At 56.2% G+C, this 19318-nt stretch carries 17 protein-coding genes; 2 read left to right on the forward strand and 15 right to left on the reverse strand.

Features of this window, described 5'->3' with window-relative positions:
- Positions 1 to 125 precede the first annotated feature (125 nt).
- The 13 genes from AC07VG_RS27790 to AC07VG_RS27850 all read right to left on the reverse strand — a co-directional run bounded on the left by AC07VG_RS27790 (position 126) and on the right by AC07VG_RS27850 (position 14466).
- The gene (locus AC07VG_RS27790) at positions 126 to 1091 is read right to left on the reverse strand and encodes a glycosyltransferase family 2 protein (protein WP_495003174.1); all 966 of its coding nucleotides are present in this window, start codon (positions 1089 to 1091) and stop codon (positions 126 to 128) included.
- On the reverse strand, positions 1092 to 2084 hold the full coding sequence (locus tag AC07VG_RS27795) for a hypothetical protein (RefSeq protein ID WP_495022251.1): 993 nt from the start codon (positions 2082 to 2084) through the stop codon (positions 1092 to 1094). It abuts the gene before it with no gap.
- Entirely contained in the window at positions 2084 to 4033 is a 1950-nt protein-coding gene (locus AC07VG_RS27800; RefSeq protein WP_495003172.1) for a glycosyltransferase, read from the reverse strand. Before AC07VG_RS27800 ends, AC07VG_RS27795 begins: the two co-directional genes overlap by 1 nt.
- 28 nt (positions 4034 to 4061) lie before the next feature.
- Positions 4062 to 5390 (reverse strand): ABC transporter ATP-binding protein, encoded by a 1329-nt coding sequence (locus AC07VG_RS27805; protein WP_495003171.1) that lies wholly within the window; start codon positions 5388 to 5390, stop codon positions 4062 to 4064.
- Positions 5391 to 5395: 5 nt separating this feature from the next.
- On the reverse strand, positions 5396 to 6205 hold the full coding sequence (locus AC07VG_RS27810) for an ABC transporter permease (protein ID WP_495003170.1): 810 nt from the start codon (positions 6203 to 6205) through the stop codon (positions 5396 to 5398).
- 36 nt (positions 6206 to 6241) lie between these two features.
- Positions 6242 to 7180, reverse strand: a complete 939-nt coding sequence (locus AC07VG_RS27815) for an NAD-dependent epimerase/dehydratase family protein (RefSeq protein WP_495003169.1) — start codon at positions 7178 to 7180, stop codon at positions 6242 to 6244.
- 71 nt (positions 7181 to 7251) lie between these two features.
- On the reverse strand, positions 7252 to 7971 hold the full coding sequence (locus AC07VG_RS27820; protein WP_495003168.1) for a sugar phosphate nucleotidyltransferase: 720 nt from the start codon (positions 7969 to 7971) through the stop codon (positions 7252 to 7254).
- Between the two features lie 3 nt (positions 7972 to 7974).
- The gene (locus AC07VG_RS27825) at positions 7975 to 9129 is read right to left on the reverse strand and encodes a DegT/DnrJ/EryC1/StrS family aminotransferase (protein WP_495003167.1); all 1155 of its coding nucleotides are present in this window, start codon (positions 9127 to 9129) and stop codon (positions 7975 to 7977) included.
- Positions 9130 to 9187: 58 nt separating this feature from the next.
- Positions 9188 to 10159: a transketolase family protein gene (locus tag AC07VG_RS27830; RefSeq protein ID WP_495022252.1), complete on the reverse strand. Its 972-nt coding sequence runs from the start codon at positions 10157 to 10159 to the stop codon at positions 9188 to 9190.
- The gene (locus AC07VG_RS27835) at positions 10156 to 10989 is read right to left on the reverse strand and encodes a transketolase (protein WP_495003165.1); all 834 of its coding nucleotides are present in this window, start codon (positions 10987 to 10989) and stop codon (positions 10156 to 10158) included. Before AC07VG_RS27835 ends, AC07VG_RS27830 begins: the two co-directional genes overlap by 4 nt.
- Positions 10982 to 11941 (reverse strand): GDP-L-fucose synthase family protein, encoded by a 960-nt coding sequence (locus tag AC07VG_RS27840; protein ID WP_495003164.1) that lies wholly within the window; start codon positions 11939 to 11941, stop codon positions 10982 to 10984. Before AC07VG_RS27840 ends, AC07VG_RS27835 begins: the two co-directional genes overlap by 8 nt.
- A gap of 2 nt (positions 11942 to 11943) precedes the next feature.
- Positions 11944 to 12936, reverse strand: coding sequence for a GHMP family kinase ATP-binding protein (locus AC07VG_RS27845; protein ID WP_495003163.1), 993 nt, complete (start codon positions 12934 to 12936; stop codon positions 11944 to 11946).
- A gap of 3 nt (positions 12937 to 12939) precedes the next feature.
- Positions 12940 to 14466: a B12-binding domain-containing radical SAM protein gene (locus tag AC07VG_RS27850; protein WP_495003162.1), complete on the reverse strand. Its 1527-nt coding sequence runs from the start codon at positions 14464 to 14466 to the stop codon at positions 12940 to 12942.
- Between the two features lie 451 nt (positions 14467 to 14917).
- On the opposite strand from AC07VG_RS27850, the gene AC07VG_RS27855 reads away from it, so the two are divergent.
- Together AC07VG_RS27855 and AC07VG_RS27860 are read left to right on the forward strand one after the other, a co-directional pair.
- Entirely contained in the window at positions 14918 to 16057 is a 1140-nt protein-coding gene (locus AC07VG_RS27855) for a carbon-nitrogen hydrolase family protein (RefSeq protein WP_495003161.1), read from the forward strand.
- The gene (locus AC07VG_RS27860; RefSeq protein ID WP_495003160.1) at positions 16054 to 17094 is read left to right on the forward strand and encodes an AraC family transcriptional regulator; all 1041 of its coding nucleotides are present in this window, start codon (positions 16054 to 16056) and stop codon (positions 17092 to 17094) included. Before AC07VG_RS27855 ends, AC07VG_RS27860 begins: the two co-directional genes overlap by 4 nt.
- 371 nt (positions 17095 to 17465) lie before the next feature.
- Here AC07VG_RS27860 and AC07VG_RS27865 read toward each other — a convergent pair whose 3' ends face one another.
- The gene (locus AC07VG_RS27865) at positions 17466 to 18332 is read right to left on the reverse strand and encodes a DUF2242 domain-containing protein (protein WP_495003159.1); all 867 of its coding nucleotides are present in this window, start codon (positions 18330 to 18332) and stop codon (positions 17466 to 17468) included.
- Between the two features lie 105 nt (positions 18333 to 18437).
- Positions 18438 to 19133, reverse strand: a complete 696-nt coding sequence (locus tag AC07VG_RS27870) for a response regulator (RefSeq protein ID WP_495003158.1) — start codon at positions 19131 to 19133, stop codon at positions 18438 to 18440.
- Positions 19134 to 19318: the final 185 nt, after the last annotated feature.

The raw sequence follows: 19318 nt of genomic DNA on the forward strand, positions 1-19318 counted from the left end.
TATCGCCAGTACCACTCGATATCGGCAGTCGTCCTGATAGGCATAGGTCTGTTAGCCATTCGCCGCCCACACTCCACGGCTTTGACACGCCCCCCACCCACTCAATCGGACTGTATGACGTCACCTCAGCCTTTGACAAAAGGCTTCAATAGACCATGGGCGGCAGAGTGACGAAGCGTGAACCAGATCCAAAGATAGCTACGCCAACGAAGTGGAAGTTGCGAGTCGAGAAAAATCTTTTTGAAATAAAAAAACAAAGCTCCCCGCTCCGTCGACGGAGCCTCGCCCATCGCTTCCGGGAGCAACGCTGTAGCCACTGACTCCCCCCGAAGTGCCTGAGTCAAGCGCCGGGCCGCATGGCGCCGGTTATCGCTCAATCTGATGAATATCGAATCATCCTGGAAACGCCCACGTTTACTGTACGTTTCGTCATAGGCCGCCTTGCCGGTGCGATAGTGCAGGTGCTCGAAAACCACATCGTGCAGATAGATAATCCGGTCAAAGCCCTGGTGTTGAAGACGCTTGAAAATATCGAACAGATGAAAATCTATAAAAGCACCCGCATAAGCCGTCGGATAAGGGTCAATCAGTAACTCGCAGGTGCTGCGTGACAGAATAGGAAAGGTTGCCAAGCCACCTTTTTTTAGCAGATCGTTGCAATAGCCCAAGTAGATCCGGTCAGTGAAACGACTGTCCATAGCCCGTAACTCCCGGTCCCAGCCTGCGGTCCGCATGACCATGTCATCATTGACCAACACAATGATCTGCCCACGCGATGCCTTATAGCATTCGGTGTTGTAAGCCCCCATGGATCGGTTGGGACCGATAATGCGCACCGTACGCAATGATCCGCCATCCAGATGGTGACTTCCCGGATCATCCTCGTCGACATAGAGGATGACCTCGACGGCGTGAAGGCTATCTGCCGTGCTCACTACGCTGTCAAAAAAACGTGCGACCAACTCAGGTCGCCCCCGGGTCGGTAGCAGCAGAGATATCAATGCCTGACCTTGCAACGGATCACTGGATCCAGAAGCGCTCTGCACGATAGGCCCTGCGCTGCTTTTGACTGCGGACAGTTCAGTTTCCATTTATGACCCCTTATTCAGAGCTACCGGCGAACAACTCAGGCGATCAGTCATTTGCCAATAGGCGAATAGATCGTGCGGAAACGGCCGCTCCAGCGCGAATTTTTCGGCCATGGCCTGATATCCCGCATGCATTCGTTCATACAATACTCCAGCGCCTTCGACGTAATCTCGCAGTACCTCAAGCCAATCGGGCCGTTCCAGGTCAATCTGGGGGCAGCAAGCGGCGATCTGCGACGTGTCTGCCGTCCCCAGGGAAACGGTCACCCTGCCGACCCGCAGGGCCGCAATGATGCGCATCAGCGAAAGCCAACGCCACTCCAGGCGCTGGGGAAGATTGAGCACCAGCCGGGTCGAACGGTTCAATGTATCGCGCTGCTCATGGGAGACAAACCGTCGAGGACTGGCGACAGAAAAACCTTGTTCCTGCAGCCGATCCAACAGCTTAGCGCGATAGTCCGTGATAACGCCGGTAAACAGCAGATCGCTTTCGAACACCCCGGTCTCCGAGAGTGGCTCGACTAACGCAAGCCTTGGAAAGCTGATCGTTCGTACGGGAACACCTGGCAGCATCTTATCCATATTAACCAATGCGGGAAGATCACCCAGTATCAGGAAACTGCAAATATAGGGTAAACACTCGAACAAATGCTGGATACGGGCTACCTGCACGCTGGGGTGCATATAATCGTTGTTATTCCAGAGCGGGTCGCCATGGATAAAAATCTTGTCATCCACAAAGTCAAGATGTTCGGTCATGATCACCGCGACCCGTTTGTTGTGGCGCGTGCAAAAATCAATGAGGGTGTCACGTGATGGCTCGGAAAAATTCTCGATCACTATATTCAAACACTCTTCACTGGGGTGCTTGCCGACGCTAACCGGATACCCCTGCTGCTGAAGTGCAAGGATTAGAAAATCGACCTGATCGCTGATACCAAAGTACGAATGGTTATAGACCCACAGGTGAACGGGCGGCCGGGTATGGAATTGCATCATGCATTTCCCTTTCGTATTGTCGTGTCCGGGTCCCGTGCTGAACCCGCTCCAGCCAAACCGGCAATGACCGACTGCTTGACGACCTGCAGGTTCCCATCCGAGTAGGATTTTTTATAACAGCCATTGTCCAATCTCTCGGCCGTCAACGCTCCATCACTCTGTAAAACGGCATGAAAACACTCTTTGTAAAGAATGATGTTGAAACCATGAAACCCTTCAACCACCAGCTGCAGCTCCGACTCATGCCCCCCGTCGGCAGCAAATGCAGCCTCCGCCGGGTTCACGCTCGAAGCTGACAGAACCTTTCGCAAGCCCCGGTATTGACGCAACCATCGTGAACAACGGCTGTGCAGACGTGGGAACGGCAGCAGCAAACTTGAGATTATCCTCACCATCCGCGAGGGCTCAGGCTGTCGAGCTTTCCCTGGCTGCGGCAGGTACCCGCCCATCAGTTCGGGCAGACTGTTTGCAAATACAATCGGCCGGCCCTGTGGCTGCCGATATTGAGTCAGTACCGACCAATCCCGGGTTGCCATGACCGGGCAACCTTCCAGAAGTACGAAACACGCCCCCTGGGACCAGACACTGTACAACCCGGTATTGATCCATAGTGCCGGGCGGGCGCTGCTGCCAAAGGCCCGGCGTAATCCCACCGCGTCAAGCAGACATTGCTTTAACGGTATCGGAGGAACCAAGACAGGCCGTGCCGGTGTCTTGTGCTCGGCGTAAAGCTGGAGCACACGAGTCCAGAAGGTATCGGCAAACGCCTCCACAGTGAAATCCGTCATGGCTCGCTGGTGAGCACCACGCTGCAATACGAAGTACCGCTGCGACGAGAGCAATTCGGGGATACGCAGCAGCAGCTCCTCGCCAATCAGCTCGTCCTCACGATCTGTCCGCACAGGTATCTTCCAGGGCTGTGCAGCAACGGACTCGGTACCCACCGTCACCCCGTGTACATTGTCCTGCAGTAACGTATTGCTGCCCTGAACCGCGGCAATTACAGGTACGCAGCCCAAGCTCATCGCCCTGAGAATATCGACCGTGCATAACACATCCGCTGGCTGCAGGAAGATATGCGAGCCGGCCATCAAGGCCTCGACTTGGGCACTGGAAGAGGTCGCCCATAAAATGCTACGCCCCGTCTCGCGCTCGACGAATGCGTGATCGACACCCGCCGCATCGAGCGCCTCCGGTGTGGGGCGCTCACAGGCCATACTGAGCGTGGCGCGATGGCCAGCCGCGCAGAAGTCTTTCCAAAAGCGCAGTACACGATGCCCACCACAGGTGAAAAAATCGGTCTCGTGATCCGGCGTGACCACAAAGAGAAACCTGGGATGGCTGAGCGCTGGTTTCTCGGGAAGCGTCTTCCAATCCTGCCGCATCGGCACAGGCAGTCCGATGGGCGTAGTGAATAGCCGAGGCTCAATCTCCGAAGCCTCGAGAAAGTCACTCAAGGCGTCAAGAGCATCGGGTTGGTGGGAAAACACTCCCAGGCACAAAGGCCCTCCCAGCAAACGGCGATAATGCTCACGAATGAGGGGCAACTTCTCCTCGACAGCGTCTTGCGACACAACCCACGGCGAGAACAAAGAGCGCAAAGACTCGAAATGCAGCAAAAAGGGTCGAGTCAGACTAGGGAATGGCACCGAGTGAAAAAGCTCTATATCGCCAGGCAACTTCTGCGTCAGCTGACGGTTTTCAGGCTCAAAACCGCGTATGTCAGACATGACCTGATGATCGGCCTGCTTTGCCAGCCCCGACAGCAACCACCGGCGAACATCGGCAGAGCTGGCAAGCTGATCTTGCAAGGCCACGTTGTCCCAGGCATTGATAGCAACCCCAACAGGTGCTCGGTCGAATAGCCCGCTATACAACGGATGAAATCCACGCCATGGAATGTAATGACTCTGATTCCAAGCAACAGCCACGGCCAACTCACTCACGATGTGTGTCCTCCATAGCGCTTGTACCTCATGAGCGGCTCTCCTGAAGGCCAGACACCGACAAGACGTCATATTTGACCTGTAGATCGGCGAAACCGGTGATACCCGGGGTATCGGCGAATTTCAGCCAGGTCAGCGAACGTCGTACGTCCAGGAAACGGTCTTCCTCAGGCGTTACCTGAGTGCAGCCAATATCCAGAAAGTATTCAGCGCCCACCAGCCCGGCATACAAGGAAAACCTGACGACCAGACACTCTCCAGCGTCCGCCGATAGCAGCGGGTCGCCGCGCATCAGCAGGTTGGTCCCGAACACATAGGTCCCATCGAGCGACACGATGGCAAACCCCGCGGACACGCCATCCAGTTTCTTATGGAAAAGCAACTTGACTAATAGTTCCACCGTCTGGCCCGAGGGAATCGTCGGTGGATCCCTACGTCCATCGACCAGTACCTCAACATCGATTATCTGAACTTCACCACTGCCCAGTCGCGTTTCGTGAGCGTTGTAGAAAGGCCTGTCACAGACCACATCGGCTTGCCCATTGGTCAGCAACCGCGATCGCTCCACTTCACCTGACACGACCTGGCCTGGTTTGTCCGACACGTCCTTCGGCGCGTCCGTGCCAGATAAAAGATTTTGATAGTGGTTGACCGCGGCGACAATCGGACCGTCATAGCACACGCGACCATTCTCGATCACCAGTCCACGTTGGCAAAGACGCAGCAGGGTATCGGCGCTGTGAGAAACAAACAGGATCGTCTTGCCCTGCTCGACAAACTCACGAATACGTTGGAAGCAGCGGTGCTGAAACCTCGCATCGCCAACACTCAGTGCCTCATCGACGATCAGGATTTCCGGTTCTACGTGAATCGCCGCCGCAAAAGCGACTCGTACGAACATACCGGACGAGTAGGTCTTCACCGGCTGGTCGAAGTGTTCGCCGATCTCGGCAAACGCTTCGATTTCGGGCATCTTCGCCTCCATCTTGGCTCGGCTGAAGCCCATGATCGAGCCATTGAGAATCACGTTCTCCCGCCCGGTAAACTCTGGATTGAAGCCCGCCCCCAACTCGAGTAGCGCAGAAACCTTACCGTTCACCCAGACGCTGCCGGTAGTTGCCTGCATCACCTCACAGATAATCTGCAACAACGTCGACTTGCCAGAACCATTGCGGCCCAATACGCCGATGAACTCGCCCTTGCTCACCTCGAAAGAAACGTCATGCAATGCCCAGAACTCTTTGTGGTATTGCTTGCGCAAAGGGTGAAGCCCTTCGATCAGACGCTCACGAGGCGACGAGAACAGCCTGAACTTCTTGGAGACACTCTTCACGGCGATTACGATATCGTTTGGCATGGCGATTAAAGGACATCCGCGAATTCCGGCTTCAGCCGACGAAAGATAAAAGACCCCAGAAACAACAGAAAGAGGCTCCCCCCCCAGAAAACCAGCGTCTGATCCAATGCCGGCAAGGAAACCGTTTGAAAAATCAGCGCCTCGCGATATCCCTGGACGATGTAGTACATGGGGTTATAGACCATCCATTTAGCGATGACTGGCGGCATGATTTCCGCGGACCAGACAATCGGGGTGCTCCAAAACCACAAATTGAGCAAAATCGTCAGGGCTTGGCCAATGTCCCGATAGAACACCTGCAGCGCCGCAAGCAGCCATCCCAGCCCCAGCAACAGAACACCTGTGCAGAATAGGAAATAGACAAATAGCAGGCGCTCCGGAAACAGGGGGACGTTGTAGAACAGCATTAAGCCCGCGAGTACCAGTAGAAACACACCGTGAGGAATCAGGCCCGACACCAGATGGACCACCGGAAGGATCTCCGTGGGGAAAACCGTTTTCTTGACCAGATGACTATTGCGGGTGACCGAATGGGTTATGGCGTGCAAGGCATCGCTGAAAAAGAACCAAGGTACCAGGCCGCAGACAAACCACAGGATGAAGGGGGTATTGACCGGTCCCTGGGAACGGAAACCGACCGCGAAGACGAAATAAAATACCGCCACCACCGCGAGGGGGTGGGCAAACGCCCACAACATCCCTCCGAGGGTTCCGACATAGCGACTCTGCAAATCACGCATAGCCAGCGCTTGAATCAAGGCGCGATGCCGAAAGACATTGCGCAATAGCTGCCGCGCCGAAAGTTGACTAGCCAAACGACGATCCTTTTATGGGCTTGTGCATCAGCACGGTCAGATGTTGCCGTAGACCATGTTCTTGATCATGGTGAAGCCCTTGATCAAGTCCTTGATGCCATCATCCAGCGACATGGAAGGCCGGTAGCCCGTCGCTTCCAGCTTGGCATTGGAAACCACATAATTGCGCTGGTCCTGGTCCTTGCCCACTGGCGCCTCGAGGAATACGAAGTCCAGAATATGCGCTTGAATACGCTCACACAACTCACGCTTGGAAATGTTCGCATCCGATAGACCGACGTTGTAAATTTCACCTTTCATTGAAGAGAAATGTTCCAAACCATGCAGGAATACCCGAGCCACATCGCGCACATGAATATAGTTGCGCTTGAATGAGCTCTCGAACAATACGACAAAGCGATCATGGACGGCACGATAAGTGAAATCGTTGACCAGAAGATCCGTGCGCATCCTTGGCGACATGCCAAAAACTGTCGCCAGGCGAAAGCTGATCACATTGTCCCGTTGCATCAGTAACTTTTCGACTTCGACCTTTTCCTTGGCATACTGCGAAATCGGCCGCAGGGGCGACTCTTCACTGCAAAAGTTGTTGGCATCTCCCGTTCCATAAGCACTGTTCGTGGTGGGCATGAGCACAACCTGCTCAGGTGACATCAGGCGCAGCATCATCTCGATCGCATCGTGATTGACGCTCGATGCCCCCACTGGATCGGCAATACACATGGGCGCCCCTACCAACGCCGCCAGAGGGATGACCACATCAGCCTTGCTCAACAGCGGCCTCATCACACTTTCAAGGCGAATATCGCCCTTTACCACGTTGAAATTGGGTGCATGGCACACATGATTCAAGCTTGCCTGCTTGAACAGAAAGTTATCAAGCACTGTTACTTTATGCCCAGCTTCCAGCAATGCAGGCACAAGGGTAGACCCCAAATAGCCAGCGCCGCCGGTCACGAGAATGTTGTGGCTCATCGTCTGCTACCTTTTTCAAGTGTATAAAATGATGTCAATACAAAAATGCCCCGCCCCCAGTCATTTATGACTCACCCTTCAATGCTCGCCAGTACAAGGGCCGCGCGGTGGTAATCGTCAGGAATACCGATGTCGATAAACGTCCCGTCAGCCGCGAAGCCCGACAGCGGGACCCCACGGTCAAGCAAGGTCGGTAGAAGCTCATCCTCCAGCGATAAAACCTCGCCCACGACGAACGGCAGGTTTGTCAAACTGCTTCGGCGTACCCAATAGACGCCACCATTGGCAAGACAGCCCGGTAGCCCGCGCTGTGATGCCAGCGAGATAATCTGCTGCGCCTGGTTCAGCTCAAGGCCCATGTAACGGTTCGCCTCACCCGCGCGAAAAAGGGACAAAGTCCAGTCCGCGACTGTTTGCCGGGCGAACCGGTCCAGTGCCGCAAGTTCGACGGCAAAGAAGGTATCGCCGTTAAGGACCAGAAAGGCCTCTTCGTCGATCAACCGAGAGGCCGCCAGCAGCAAACCACCGCCGGTACCCAGGCGTTCGTACTCAACCGCGTACTCCACCTCGGCACAACGATAGGAACTGCCGAAGTGCTCGGTAATGACGTCGCATTGGTAGCCCACCGAGAGGACGAAACGACGAATACCCTGAGCGATCCAGTAGTCCATCAAAGATTCGAGAAAGGGCCGACCGTTGACCGGAGCCATCGGCTTGGGCACATCAGACACGACGCTGCGCAAGCGAGTCCCCAAGCCTCCGGCCAGTATGATCGCCGTAGTCACGGTCATGGCTTACACACCATTCAGGAAGCGGCAAAGTTCATCGATTTCCTCATCTCGCAGATCCGGAAAGTTGCCGATGTAGAACCCGTAGAAATGGATGTGCTCCGTTTCGGGAAACTCACGGTAGTAATCCGGCGGCACAATACCCTTGAGGTAAGGCTGGCGCAGTTGATTGCCGCCGCCGGCGCTGCCCCGACGAAACTCGATCCCACCTTCCTTCATATGCGCCATAAGCCGCTGCGCCTGCGCCTCATCCGGCTCGCGCAGGATCAGATTGAACGCATAGTTGCTCGAGCCTTCCAGCTTGAAGTCGGTGCGGTACTTCTGCGGATCAATCCCCTTGAGGAAACGATGCAGGTTCGCTGTACGGCGCTCGACGTTGGCCGATAAGCGTTTTAGTTGCTTACGCCCCAGAATCCCACCGATCTCCGTATTTCGCGTGTTGAATGCAGGGAAGGCGAAAATGAAATCCGGATTGAGCTCAGGGTTGGCCTCCTGGTACCGGGTCCGAAACGCGGGATCGTCGGACTCCCTTACCATACCGTGGGAACGCAACATCCGGGCTTGTTGATAAACCAGCGGATCATTGGTGCAAATCATCCCGCCTTCGATGGTGCTCATGTGGTGGGCATAGTAGAACGAGAAATTGGAAACCCATCCCAGGCTGCCCAGGCGCCGCCCATTATGCTCAGCGCCGTGGGATTCGCACACATCCTCGATCAACGGAATGCCTCGCCGCTCCAATACCTGCATGACCTCATCGTCGATACCGTCAAAACCTTGCACATGAGTCAGAAATACTGCTCGAGTCCGCTCGTTCAACTTGCTCAAGATCTCTTCCGGCGCCATCGAAAGGGTACGCGGATCAATATCAGTGAATACTGGCGTGAAACCGTTTTGCAGAACGCTCGCGATATCGGATACCCAGGTCAGAGAGGGCACGATGACTTCCCCCCCTTCGGGGTGGCGGAGCTTGAGCAACGCCATGGTCAGCAGGTTTGCCGAGGCCCCGGAGTTTACGAAAACGCTGTACTTGACCCCCAGCCATTGCGACCACTCCCCCTCAAAAGCTCTCACGTTCTCACCATGAGTCAACTTGGGATCGTCCTGACGCAGATGCTCAATCACCGCATCCAAATCTTCCCGCAAGATGTTGTTACGCATTAAGGGGTATTTCATAGTCGACGACTGCTCCATTGCACATGTAGTCATGAAATAGGGATCAAAATGAACGGTGAAAATCGAGGGCTTTCTGGATAACCGCATGGCTACCGATACCCACCTGCTCGTGCAGGGTTTCACGGTTGCCCAGCTCGAATCGATACTGCGGCGCCACGCCAATATTCAAGAATGGCTTTCCTGGCACACGTCGGGACAGCAGGTTGAACAACAAAGCGTCCAGTCCACCAATCCCCTGAAAGCCCTCTTCCAGCGAGACGACCCCGCGAGCATCCCGAAGCCGGGAGACCAGTGCCTCTTCATCGAACCCGCTAAGATCGAACAGATCCACAACGTTCACCTTCAACCCCTGCTCAGCAAGGCTGTCGGCCACTTTAAGCGCGGTTTGTGTCATATAGCCCGTTGACACCAGGCAAAGCTCCCGGCCTTCGCCATGCTCATGAAAACCGCGTTTAAGGTCAGGCGGGTTGTGGCTGTAAATCAGCGGAAGGACTTGGGCGTCCAGACGTAGGTATTTGATACCCGGTCGCGCCAGACACTCGGCAGCTAACAGGCCGGACGTCACTTGATCGGCGGGAGAGAACACCTGCATGTTCGGCAGGCTGCGCATCAGCGTAATGTCCTCATAACACTGATGGGTTGGGCCTGAGACCACATAGCTGTAACCGGCTCCCACCCCGATCAGACTGACGTTGAGCGGACGAACCATGGACAGCAAGGCCAAGTTGACCCGGATCTGCTCAAAACAACGCATCGTGATAAAGGGCGCGATTGCATAAGCGAAGACCTTGAACCCCTCAAGGGCCAAGCCGGCCGATACGTTGATCAGGTTCTGCTCGGCGATGCCGACATTGACGAACCGGTGCGGGTAACGCTCGCGAATGAGATCAAGCACCGGCGAACCAAAATCGGCGGTGACGAAGAACACATCATCGCTCTCCATGGCTTCGAGGATTGACGAGAGCAGCGTGTCACGCATGGCGCGTGGTTTTAACGGCGGCGGCATAACACTCATTGTTCGACTCCCAGCAATTGATCCATCAACTGCGCCGCTATCGGGGTAATGTGTGACAACGGTGCGTTTTCCAGACCTGGCACCCTATGGCCCTTGCGAGTATTGACGATAATGACCTGCGGTTTCCCCTCATCACTGGCGCGACTGACATTCAATGCATTGGCAATAGCCTGTGGAGAATGACCATCGGCCACCACCTGAGTCGCCCATCCGAATGCAGTGAGCTTGGCACTCAAATCACGGTGGGAAACAATATCGTCAGTGTGGCCAAGCATGCTGATCTGGTTGTTGTCGACGAGCACGGTGAGGTTATCCAGACGGTGTTGTGCGCAAAACATGAAGGCTTCCCAATTAGAGCCCTCATGCAACTCGCCATCCCCGGTGACAACATAGACTCGCTGATCCAGCCCGCGCCTTTTTAACGCCAACGCCATGCCCGCGCCCACGCCCACGCCATGCCCCAGCGAGCCGTTAATCGTTTCGTAACCCGGTATCACCGGGTCCGGAATACCTCCCAGAAAGCTTCCCGCCAGACACACGCGCTCCAGTTCAGCCGCCGGAAAATAGCCGAGATCGGCCAGGATCGGGTACATACAGAGTGAGCCGTGGCCTTTGCTGATGATGCAACGGTCTCGTCCCGGCCAACGTGGATCGGCCGGGTTTTGCCGCAAAAAACCGCCATAGTAGAGCGTCACGAAAATCTCGATCGGCGACAACGATGAAGCCACTCGCGTCTCCGGCGCCCGCTGGTGAATCTTCAAGGTTTCTCGCCAAACCCAGCGTGCTTTTTCCAGTAACTGCCCACTGAGAGCAGGTTCAATATCATGCATGGAAATTCTCACTCTCCAGAAAGGACGCATACGTTTGGCGAATACCCGTTTCAAGGGATATACCCGGCTGCCAGCCAAGGGCCCGCATCCGTGAACTATCGAGCAACTTTCGCAAGGTGCCGTCAGGCCGTTCGCTATCCCAGCGAACTTCACCACGGTAGCCGACAATATCGGCAATCAGTCGAGCCAATTCGCTGATCGGCAGGTCATACCCTGTGCCAATATTGATGGGCAGTTCGGTAGACGAGAGATCCGTATCCAAAAGTAAATGGCCGGCAGCGGCCAAATCGTCTGCATAAAGGAATTCGCGCCGTGGCGCGCCACTGCCCCAAAGAGTGATCACTTGATCAGCGGATCGAAGCGCACGGTCGAAACGATTGATTAATGCCGAAAGTACATGCCCGGATTGAGGATCAAAATTATCGTTAGGCCCATAAACACTATTGGGAATTACTGGAATAAAGCGCTGCTCGCCATATTGCCGGTTGTACGCCAGGCACATGTGCACACCCGCCAATTTCGCGATGGCATAGGCGATGCTGGTCACCTCCGGCTTTCCGCTGAGTAACGCCTCCTCAGCCATTGGCTGAGTCGTCTCCCGCGGATACATGCAGGACGAGCCGAAAAACAACAGACGCTGCACACCGTAATGATGAGCGCTCTGTATGACATTGGTCTGAATTTCAAGATTATTTGTAATAAAATCAGTTGGATAGGTGAGATTTTCGACAATCCCCCCGACCTTGCCCGCCGCGAGAATCACTACCTCTGGTCGCTGATCGGCGAAAAATGCGTCAACTGCCCGCTTGTCCCTCAGCTCCAGTTCATCGTGCTCACGCAGAATCAGGTTGGTAAAACCCGCTGCGGTAAAGTGCCTGACAAATGCCGAGCCAACCAATCCGCGGTGCCCGGCGATAAATATCCCTGAACCTTCGGAAAAAAAAGGCGACATGCTTAGAATCCATTCGGCTGATAAAGGACCACACGACTTCCGGAGTTCTCAAACTGGAACGGTACATGCACCAGGTCTTTCAAACACTCAATGACCTGCCGTTGCAATTCGGGCTTGACGAAAAACAGCATAAAACCTCCGCCCCCGGCACCCAGCAACTTACCACCCGTGGCTCCCGCCGACCTGGCGATAGTGTAGATATGGTCGAGATCAGGATTACTGATCCGGTTCGACAAGCTTTTTTTCAGGCACCATCCTTCATGAAGCAGGGCACCGAAGTCATCCAGTGTCCCTGGGGCCTGAAGAACCGACAGCGCTTCATCCGCCATTTGCATGATCTGCGTCAGTTCACGGTGCCGCGACGATATGTTCTTGATTTGACTCTGTGCAATTTCCGATGCGATGCGGGAAAACCCGGTAAAAAACAACATCAAATGATCTTGCAAAGACTGCAGGCGCTCCTCGGGCAAGATGATCGGCGCAACATTGAAACCGCCATCATGATGAAAGTCGATACGATTGAAGCCGCCATAAGCCGCAGCGATCTGATCCTGCGAGCCGACACTTTCCTTAATCAGATCCTGCTCGATGTGTATTGCCAACTTCGCCAGGGAATTCTGGGAAATCTGTTCGCCGTTAAGTGCTTTCATCGCGTGTAAAAGCCCTACGGTAAACGACGAGCTAGAGCCCAGCCCCGAGCGCGCAGGTAAATCACCATCATGGTGTATCTCCAGCCCCCGATCACAGGCCATGTAGCGGAGCACCTCACGCACCGCGGGATGCTGAATCTCATTAGGATCCATCACGTTTTCGATCGCCGAATAAACGATCCGATACTTGTGATCGAAAAAAGGAGGCAAATGCCGACAGTTGATATAACAATACTTGTCGATCGAGGTAGAAATAACCACTCCACCCTCTTCACGAAACCAACCCGGATAATCGGTACCACCGCCAAAAAAAGAGATACGATAAGGCGTGCGCGTGACAATCATAGGTTAATCCCCCAGCAGTTTGCGCTTCAACTTTATACGCGTCATATCCTCAATATTCTGGCGTTGTGCAAGGCCGAACTTTTCCTGAACAAGCCCCAGATACAACGGATTCGTAAAATAACGCTGCCACGCCTCATCTCGAAATTTCAGCACCTGCGCGGCCGATAGATATTTCGTTGGCAAGGGCTCGCACTCATAGGACAAGAACGCATAACCCTCATAGCTGGAGGGTAACGACCAACCTTTTTCGCGAGCCATTCGATTCATCGGACTTCCTGGCAATGCTTGACACGGATACATATTGGTCATTTCGCAATTCAGCTCAATGGCCAGATCCAGCGTTTCCTGCATCGTCTCCAGCGTATCTTCGGGAAACCCAAAAATAAAGTTACTGATGACATTGATTCCACTGCTCCGAATCCCATCACAAACGTCGCGTATATTAACTTCCTTGAATGAACCTTTTGAAACTTCCTGGCGAACCATTTGATTGCCTGCTTCGACACCCAGTGCCAGCCAGTTGACTCCCGCTTTTTTGAAACGTTCCAACGCGTCGCGACGAACGGTATCGACCCGAGAGTAGGTCCACATATTAAAATTGAAATCGCGTTCGATGACCTGATCCAGAATCGGCTGATAGAACTTGCGATTGAGGAAGAACATTTCATCGCTGATTCGGAGCGTGCGCACACCCAGCCGGGCCAGCTTCTCCATCTCCCGCATCACCCAGGCCGGGCTCCAGAATCTCATGCCACGAAAGCTCGCGGCGTCTACATCATCAGAGTTGTCAGTCCGGTTAAGAATATTGATCATGCAGAAATTGCAGGCAAAATTGCAGCCCAAGGAGGTATAGATTGCTGCAAACGGTGTGCGATTGCCGTGATCGAACCCGGCGTGCCAAAAGTGGGCCCGGTACAGATCCAGTGGCCGCTGTTTGTAGGGCAAGAGATCCCAAGCATAACCAGGCATATCGATGTCCATGCGCTCCTGCGGCACCAACCGTTCGGGGGCATTGAGCATCGGCATGGAAAAATTCGCCGGTCCCGGCTGCTTGTAACCTATCCCCTTGATGGAAGGGAGATCATCGCCCAAGTTGCTTCTGAGCAGGGCGTGCAATGCATAAACCCCCTCGTTGAGCAAAACAATATCAATACAGGTGTGAGCCAGGACCTCTCGGGGTAGTGCACTAACGTGGGAGCCGACAAAGCAAATCTTGAATAATGAAGACTGCTCCTTAAGGGCTTTTGCAAGTTCCAAAGCCCCAATCATGCTGGTGGTGCCGGAGTTTGGATTTTGTCCATAGACGACGAAGACAACCAGTCGCGCCTGATGCTCTTCTATCCGTAGAACCGACTGCTCCAGGGTCAACCTTTCTGCGTCGCAATCAAGAATCGCTGCCTCAAAGCCCTGACTACGACACGATTGCGCCAGAAGCAGAGACCATGTCGGTGGTTCTATTGCAGAGTAGATATCAGCCAGGCCTTGATAGGCCTTGGCAGAAGAGTCAGGTGTTACAAATAACACATCCATAATGCTATTTCCCCCTCTACATTCGATCCAATAGCGCCCGTCATCTCACAGAATAACGGCGCCGACCCTGTAGCACGCGGCCCAACATCCCGCGGCGAAAACTCCCCCCTCTTCCCTGCGGCACACTGACCAACCGCCAGCAACACCAAGGGTTACGCCGCAAACATCACCGCCGATCCAACTACCCTCGCCAAACGCCGAATATCTCGACTGCCTTAATCGGAGCCAGTCTCAATTTATACAACTCAAGAATTTTTATGGCATGTTGCCATCATTTAGCAACGGCAATCATTGACAAGAAGAACACAAAGTGATATTAAAAATCAACCGATTAGCAGCACTAAAAAACCTTAAATGACTGGCAAAGTATGCGCCGAGCCACTGTTTTGCCGTACCCTTGATTAAAATCCGAAAGAAGCATCACACTCCCGGTCGTTCGCTATCCAAGCCCATGCGCAAATTTCTGCTCTTCTCCTTACCGGTCCTGCTGCTCGCCGCCGTCACCGGTTACGGCGTGTGGACCCAACATCGCAGCAATGGCCACTACCTCTCCGACCTGCGTATCCGCCTGGCCCTGAACCAGGGCGTGGCAGGCGATCACGGCAACCTGCTGGGCCTGCAACCGGAACTGTTTCCCAACGACTACCAGAGCCCGGCGCGCCTGCACCGCAAGTTGGCCGCCTATCTGCAGCAGGCTCGCGGCCTGGGACTGCTGAACGACAAGACCATTGTGGTACTGCCGGAACATATCGGTACCTGGCTGCTGCTGCGCGGGGAAAAGGACGACCTCTACCAGGCCCTCGACCAGCAGGAAGCGATGAACTGGCTGATGCTCGGCAACCCGCTGAAACTGCTCGGCGCGCTGTTCAACGCCAAGGGCCGCAGTTTCCTCGAAGACGCCCGCCTGCGCATGAAGGCCAAAGCCATGGCCCAGGATTACCAAGCCGTGTTCGGCGGCCTGGCAAAAGAGTTCGGTGTCACCCTGGTGGCCGGTTCCATCGTCCTGCCGGACCCCAGCGTCGAGCAAGGCACCCTGAAAATCGGCAAGGGCGCCTTGTACAACGTCAGCCTGGTCTTTGCCGCCGACGGACGCCCCTTGGGTCAGCCCCAACGCAAGCTCTACCCGACCTTTGACGAACGCGGCTATATCAAGGGTGGCGAACGCCAGGAACTGAATGCCGTGCAGACCCCGGCCGGGCGCCTGGGCGTGCTGATTGGCAATGACAGCTGGTACCCGGACAACTACCGCCGGTTTGACGAACTCGGCGTGTCACTGATTGCCGTGACGGCCTCGCTGCCCGGCAAGGACAGTTGGGAGCAACCCTGGCGCGGTTTCAAAAACGCGGCCACCCCGGCGCAGATCAGCCTCAGGCCCGGCGAACTCGGCGAAGGCGAGGCCTGGCATCGCCTGACCCTGGCCAGCCGTGCCCCCGCCAGCCAGTCACTGGCCGGCATGACCGTGTTCCTCCATGGCCAGTTCTGGAACCAGCGCTATTCGGGACAAAGTTTTATCAGCCAGGATGGGCGCTCCATCGACGGGCAGGACCGCGGCGATCGCGGCGCGCGCCTGCTGAACCTGTGGCTGCCATGAAGCCGGTGTCGATGCGCCTGGGCGACCTGTCCGTGAGCTTCGTCCACAGCCTCGCCGACGCGGTGCGCAGTCACGGCCAGGACCCTGACAGGCTGCTGGAGCAGTACGGGCTGGACCCGGCGCGCCTGGCCGAGCCCAACGCACGGCTGTCGATTCCACGCTATATGCGCCTGGGACACGCGGCGATCCAACTCACCGGCGACCCGGCCCTCGGATTGCGCATGGGCCGCTTCAGCCGACTCAGCCAAGCGGGCCTGGCCGGTGTGACCGCCGCCCAGGCACCGACGGTACGTGAGGCGGCGCGAACCCTGACCCGCTTCGAGGCACTCTACGGCTCCAACTATCGCGGGCAGTCAAGTTTCCACGAAGACGCCGATGGCGCCTGGCTGCGTTTCTACTCCATCAGCCCGTACAACGCCTACAACCGCTTCGTGGTGGACTCGATCATCGCCGGCTGGCTGCAGCAGTTGACCAGTGTCGGCGGCGAAACGCTGCACGCCGAGCGCATCGATATCGAATTCACCGAACCGGACTATGCCACGGCCTACAAGGGCCTGGGCGACTGCCAGGTGCATTTCGCCGCCGAGCACAATCAACTGCGCCTGGGCCAGGCCAGCCTGGGCCTGCGCAACCGAGACCATTGCCCCAGTACCTGGCGGCACCTGCTGCAGCTGTGCGAACGAGAACTGGAACAACTGACGCGCACCCGCAGCCTGCGTGAACGTATCACTCAGTTGCTGGGTCCTTTGCTTAATGGCGGCCGGGAACCCGACCTGGAAGAAGTGGCGGCACGCCTGAAGCTGCCGACCTGGACACTGCGTCGCAAACTGGCCGAGGAAGGCACGCAATTTCGCGCCATTCTCAATAACACTCGCCGTGACTTGGCGATGACCTATATTCGCGACACCGAACTGGCCTTTGGCGAAATCGCCTACCTGCTCGGGTTTGCTTCAGCCGAGGCCTTTCAACGGGCTTTCAAACGCTGGAACGGCCAGACACCCGGCGAGTTCCGCCGCAGTCAGCGGCATTCGACCTGAGCCGAAAAAAACGACCGCTTACAGCTCGGTCGCGTCTTCAGCCGGTTCAACAGGGTCCAGTTCGAAAGCCTGGAACTCCAGCAGCTCTTCTTGATAGTCATCCATCGTCAAACTCCTTTTTTCATTCGAGGGTAAAACCGCTGTCTTGCTGACCGCCTCCTACAGGTAAAAGCGGGCTGGATCCAGCATAGGGGTCTCATGTGAAGGAAAAATGAAGCACCCCGTCTGCCCAGGCGCCTGGATAAGGGCCTGAAATAAAAAATTAGCAGAACGGTCAGGATTTACCCAGTTTTATTTTGTAGGCGGCGTCCCCCATCACAAGGCCACGGGATCGCGGTCGACAAAGCCGATCCTGCCGCCTGGTGCCGGGCTTACTGAGCCGGGGTTGCCGGCTCGCTGGCGACGGGCGCCGGGGCGGGCGTCGGCTCAACAGGGGTTACCGGGGCGGCTGGCGTGACCGGCGCGGCGACCGGCTCGGACGCGGCAGGCGCGGCCGGGGTGACAGGAGCGCCATGCAGCGGCTCCGTGGTCTTCGGTGCCGGTACAGGCGTCGGTTCCGCAGGCTTGGCTTCTGCCGCCTTGTGCTCTACCGGCTTGGGGTCCGTCGGCTTGTCCGCCGGTTTGTCCGCCTGGGCCTTGGCGGGTATCGCCTCGGGCATCCCCAGATCAACCTTGGGTTTCTCGTCGGTATGTTTCTCTTTCTTCACTTCAGGCGGCAGGAACAGTTCCACCAGGGTAAAGAAGCGGTCATAGAAGGTTGCTGAGGACACGGTCTCGCTGGCCACCTTGACCATCGAGTCATCGGTCGAGCCGATCGGCATCGACACCGAGCCCAGCACACCCACGCCCAGGCTGGCGGAGTTGTTGACCTTCTTCAGGGCATAGCGGTCCTGCAGGGCGTTGGCGAACATGGTCGAGCGATGATTGGCACTGCCATCCGCCGCACAGACCACGCTGAAGCTGATCTGCATATGGGTATCGCCAGTCTGCTGGAAGCTCTTGTTACCGCTGATCAGCTTCGGGTCGCTGCTGGTGATGATGTAGCCCTGGCTGAGCAAGGCGCGCCGGGCCGCTTCACAGGACGCCGCGTCGCTCACACCGTAGTTGCGCGAGAACGTGCCGGCGTCGTCGAAATTTTCCCGTTCGTAAACGGCGGTCTTGGTGGTCGACGAGCAGCCCGCGGCGCCCGCCAGCATCAGTGCCAATGCAACGGCACGCAAGTAGAATGATGTCGACATTGAAAATCCTGAGGAAAAACGGTCCGGGGCGTATTGTGCATCAGTTCGAGATCGCTGAGCGCACGCTGAACAGGTTGTGACAGCGAATTTTCAGGAAAATGCACCTCAGCGCCCTTCCATCTGATAACGCACCTTGTACAACTCGTTATCGCCACGCAGGCCCAGCTTGCGAAACGCCGCCTGTTTCTGAGTACTGATGGTCTTGATACTGCGCGAAAACTTGCGCGCAATGTGGGTCACCGACAAGCCGTCCAGGCAACAGCGCAGCACTTCATGCTCGCGTACCGTCAATTCGGAGGTCCTGGCCAGCACGTCGAGGCTGGCGACCTCGGACTCAGAGGCCGGGGTGGCGATATCGAGCCGTGACACCTCATGCACCTGCAACGCTTCGAGCATGTCCGGATGCAGGTAGACCTTGCCGGCCGCCACCTGACGAATGGCCAGGACGAACTCGCCGGAATTCAGTTCCTTGCCAATAAAGCCGCTGGCCCCGCAGCGTAGCGCCAGGGCCACCGTGGCCGGTACGTACAAGGACGAGATGATCAGCAGCCGCAGCTTTGGAAAGCGGATCTTCAGGGTACGAATCAGGTTCAGACCGTCGACTTCGCCCGAACGCAAGGAGTAATCCATCACCACCAGGTCGACCTCCTGCTCGCGCAAGGCGGTCATCAGCGCCGAGCCACGGGTGAAGCTGCCCAACAACAGAAGGTCGGCCTCGGCCTGGATCTTGATCTCCATGCCGCACAGGACCAGGCTGTGGTCATCCAGAATCATGAGGCGGGTAGGCTTTTTTTCGAGCATGGACTCTCCGGCACTGCTGCCAACGAAAAACTGACTCGGCAGTGGTCAGGTCCGCCCGACGCAAAATCGTTGTGCGGACTGCCACCCCTTCACAATGGCATCCTGCCCAACCGATACATCCCCAGATCCGCAGGGCCCCTCTCCCTGCGCCAGATACCCCGGCCAGCCGCGCCGCAATCGACCGA

The sequence above is a fragment of the Pseudomonas sp. GW821-FHT03C07 genome, assembly GCF_059420925.1.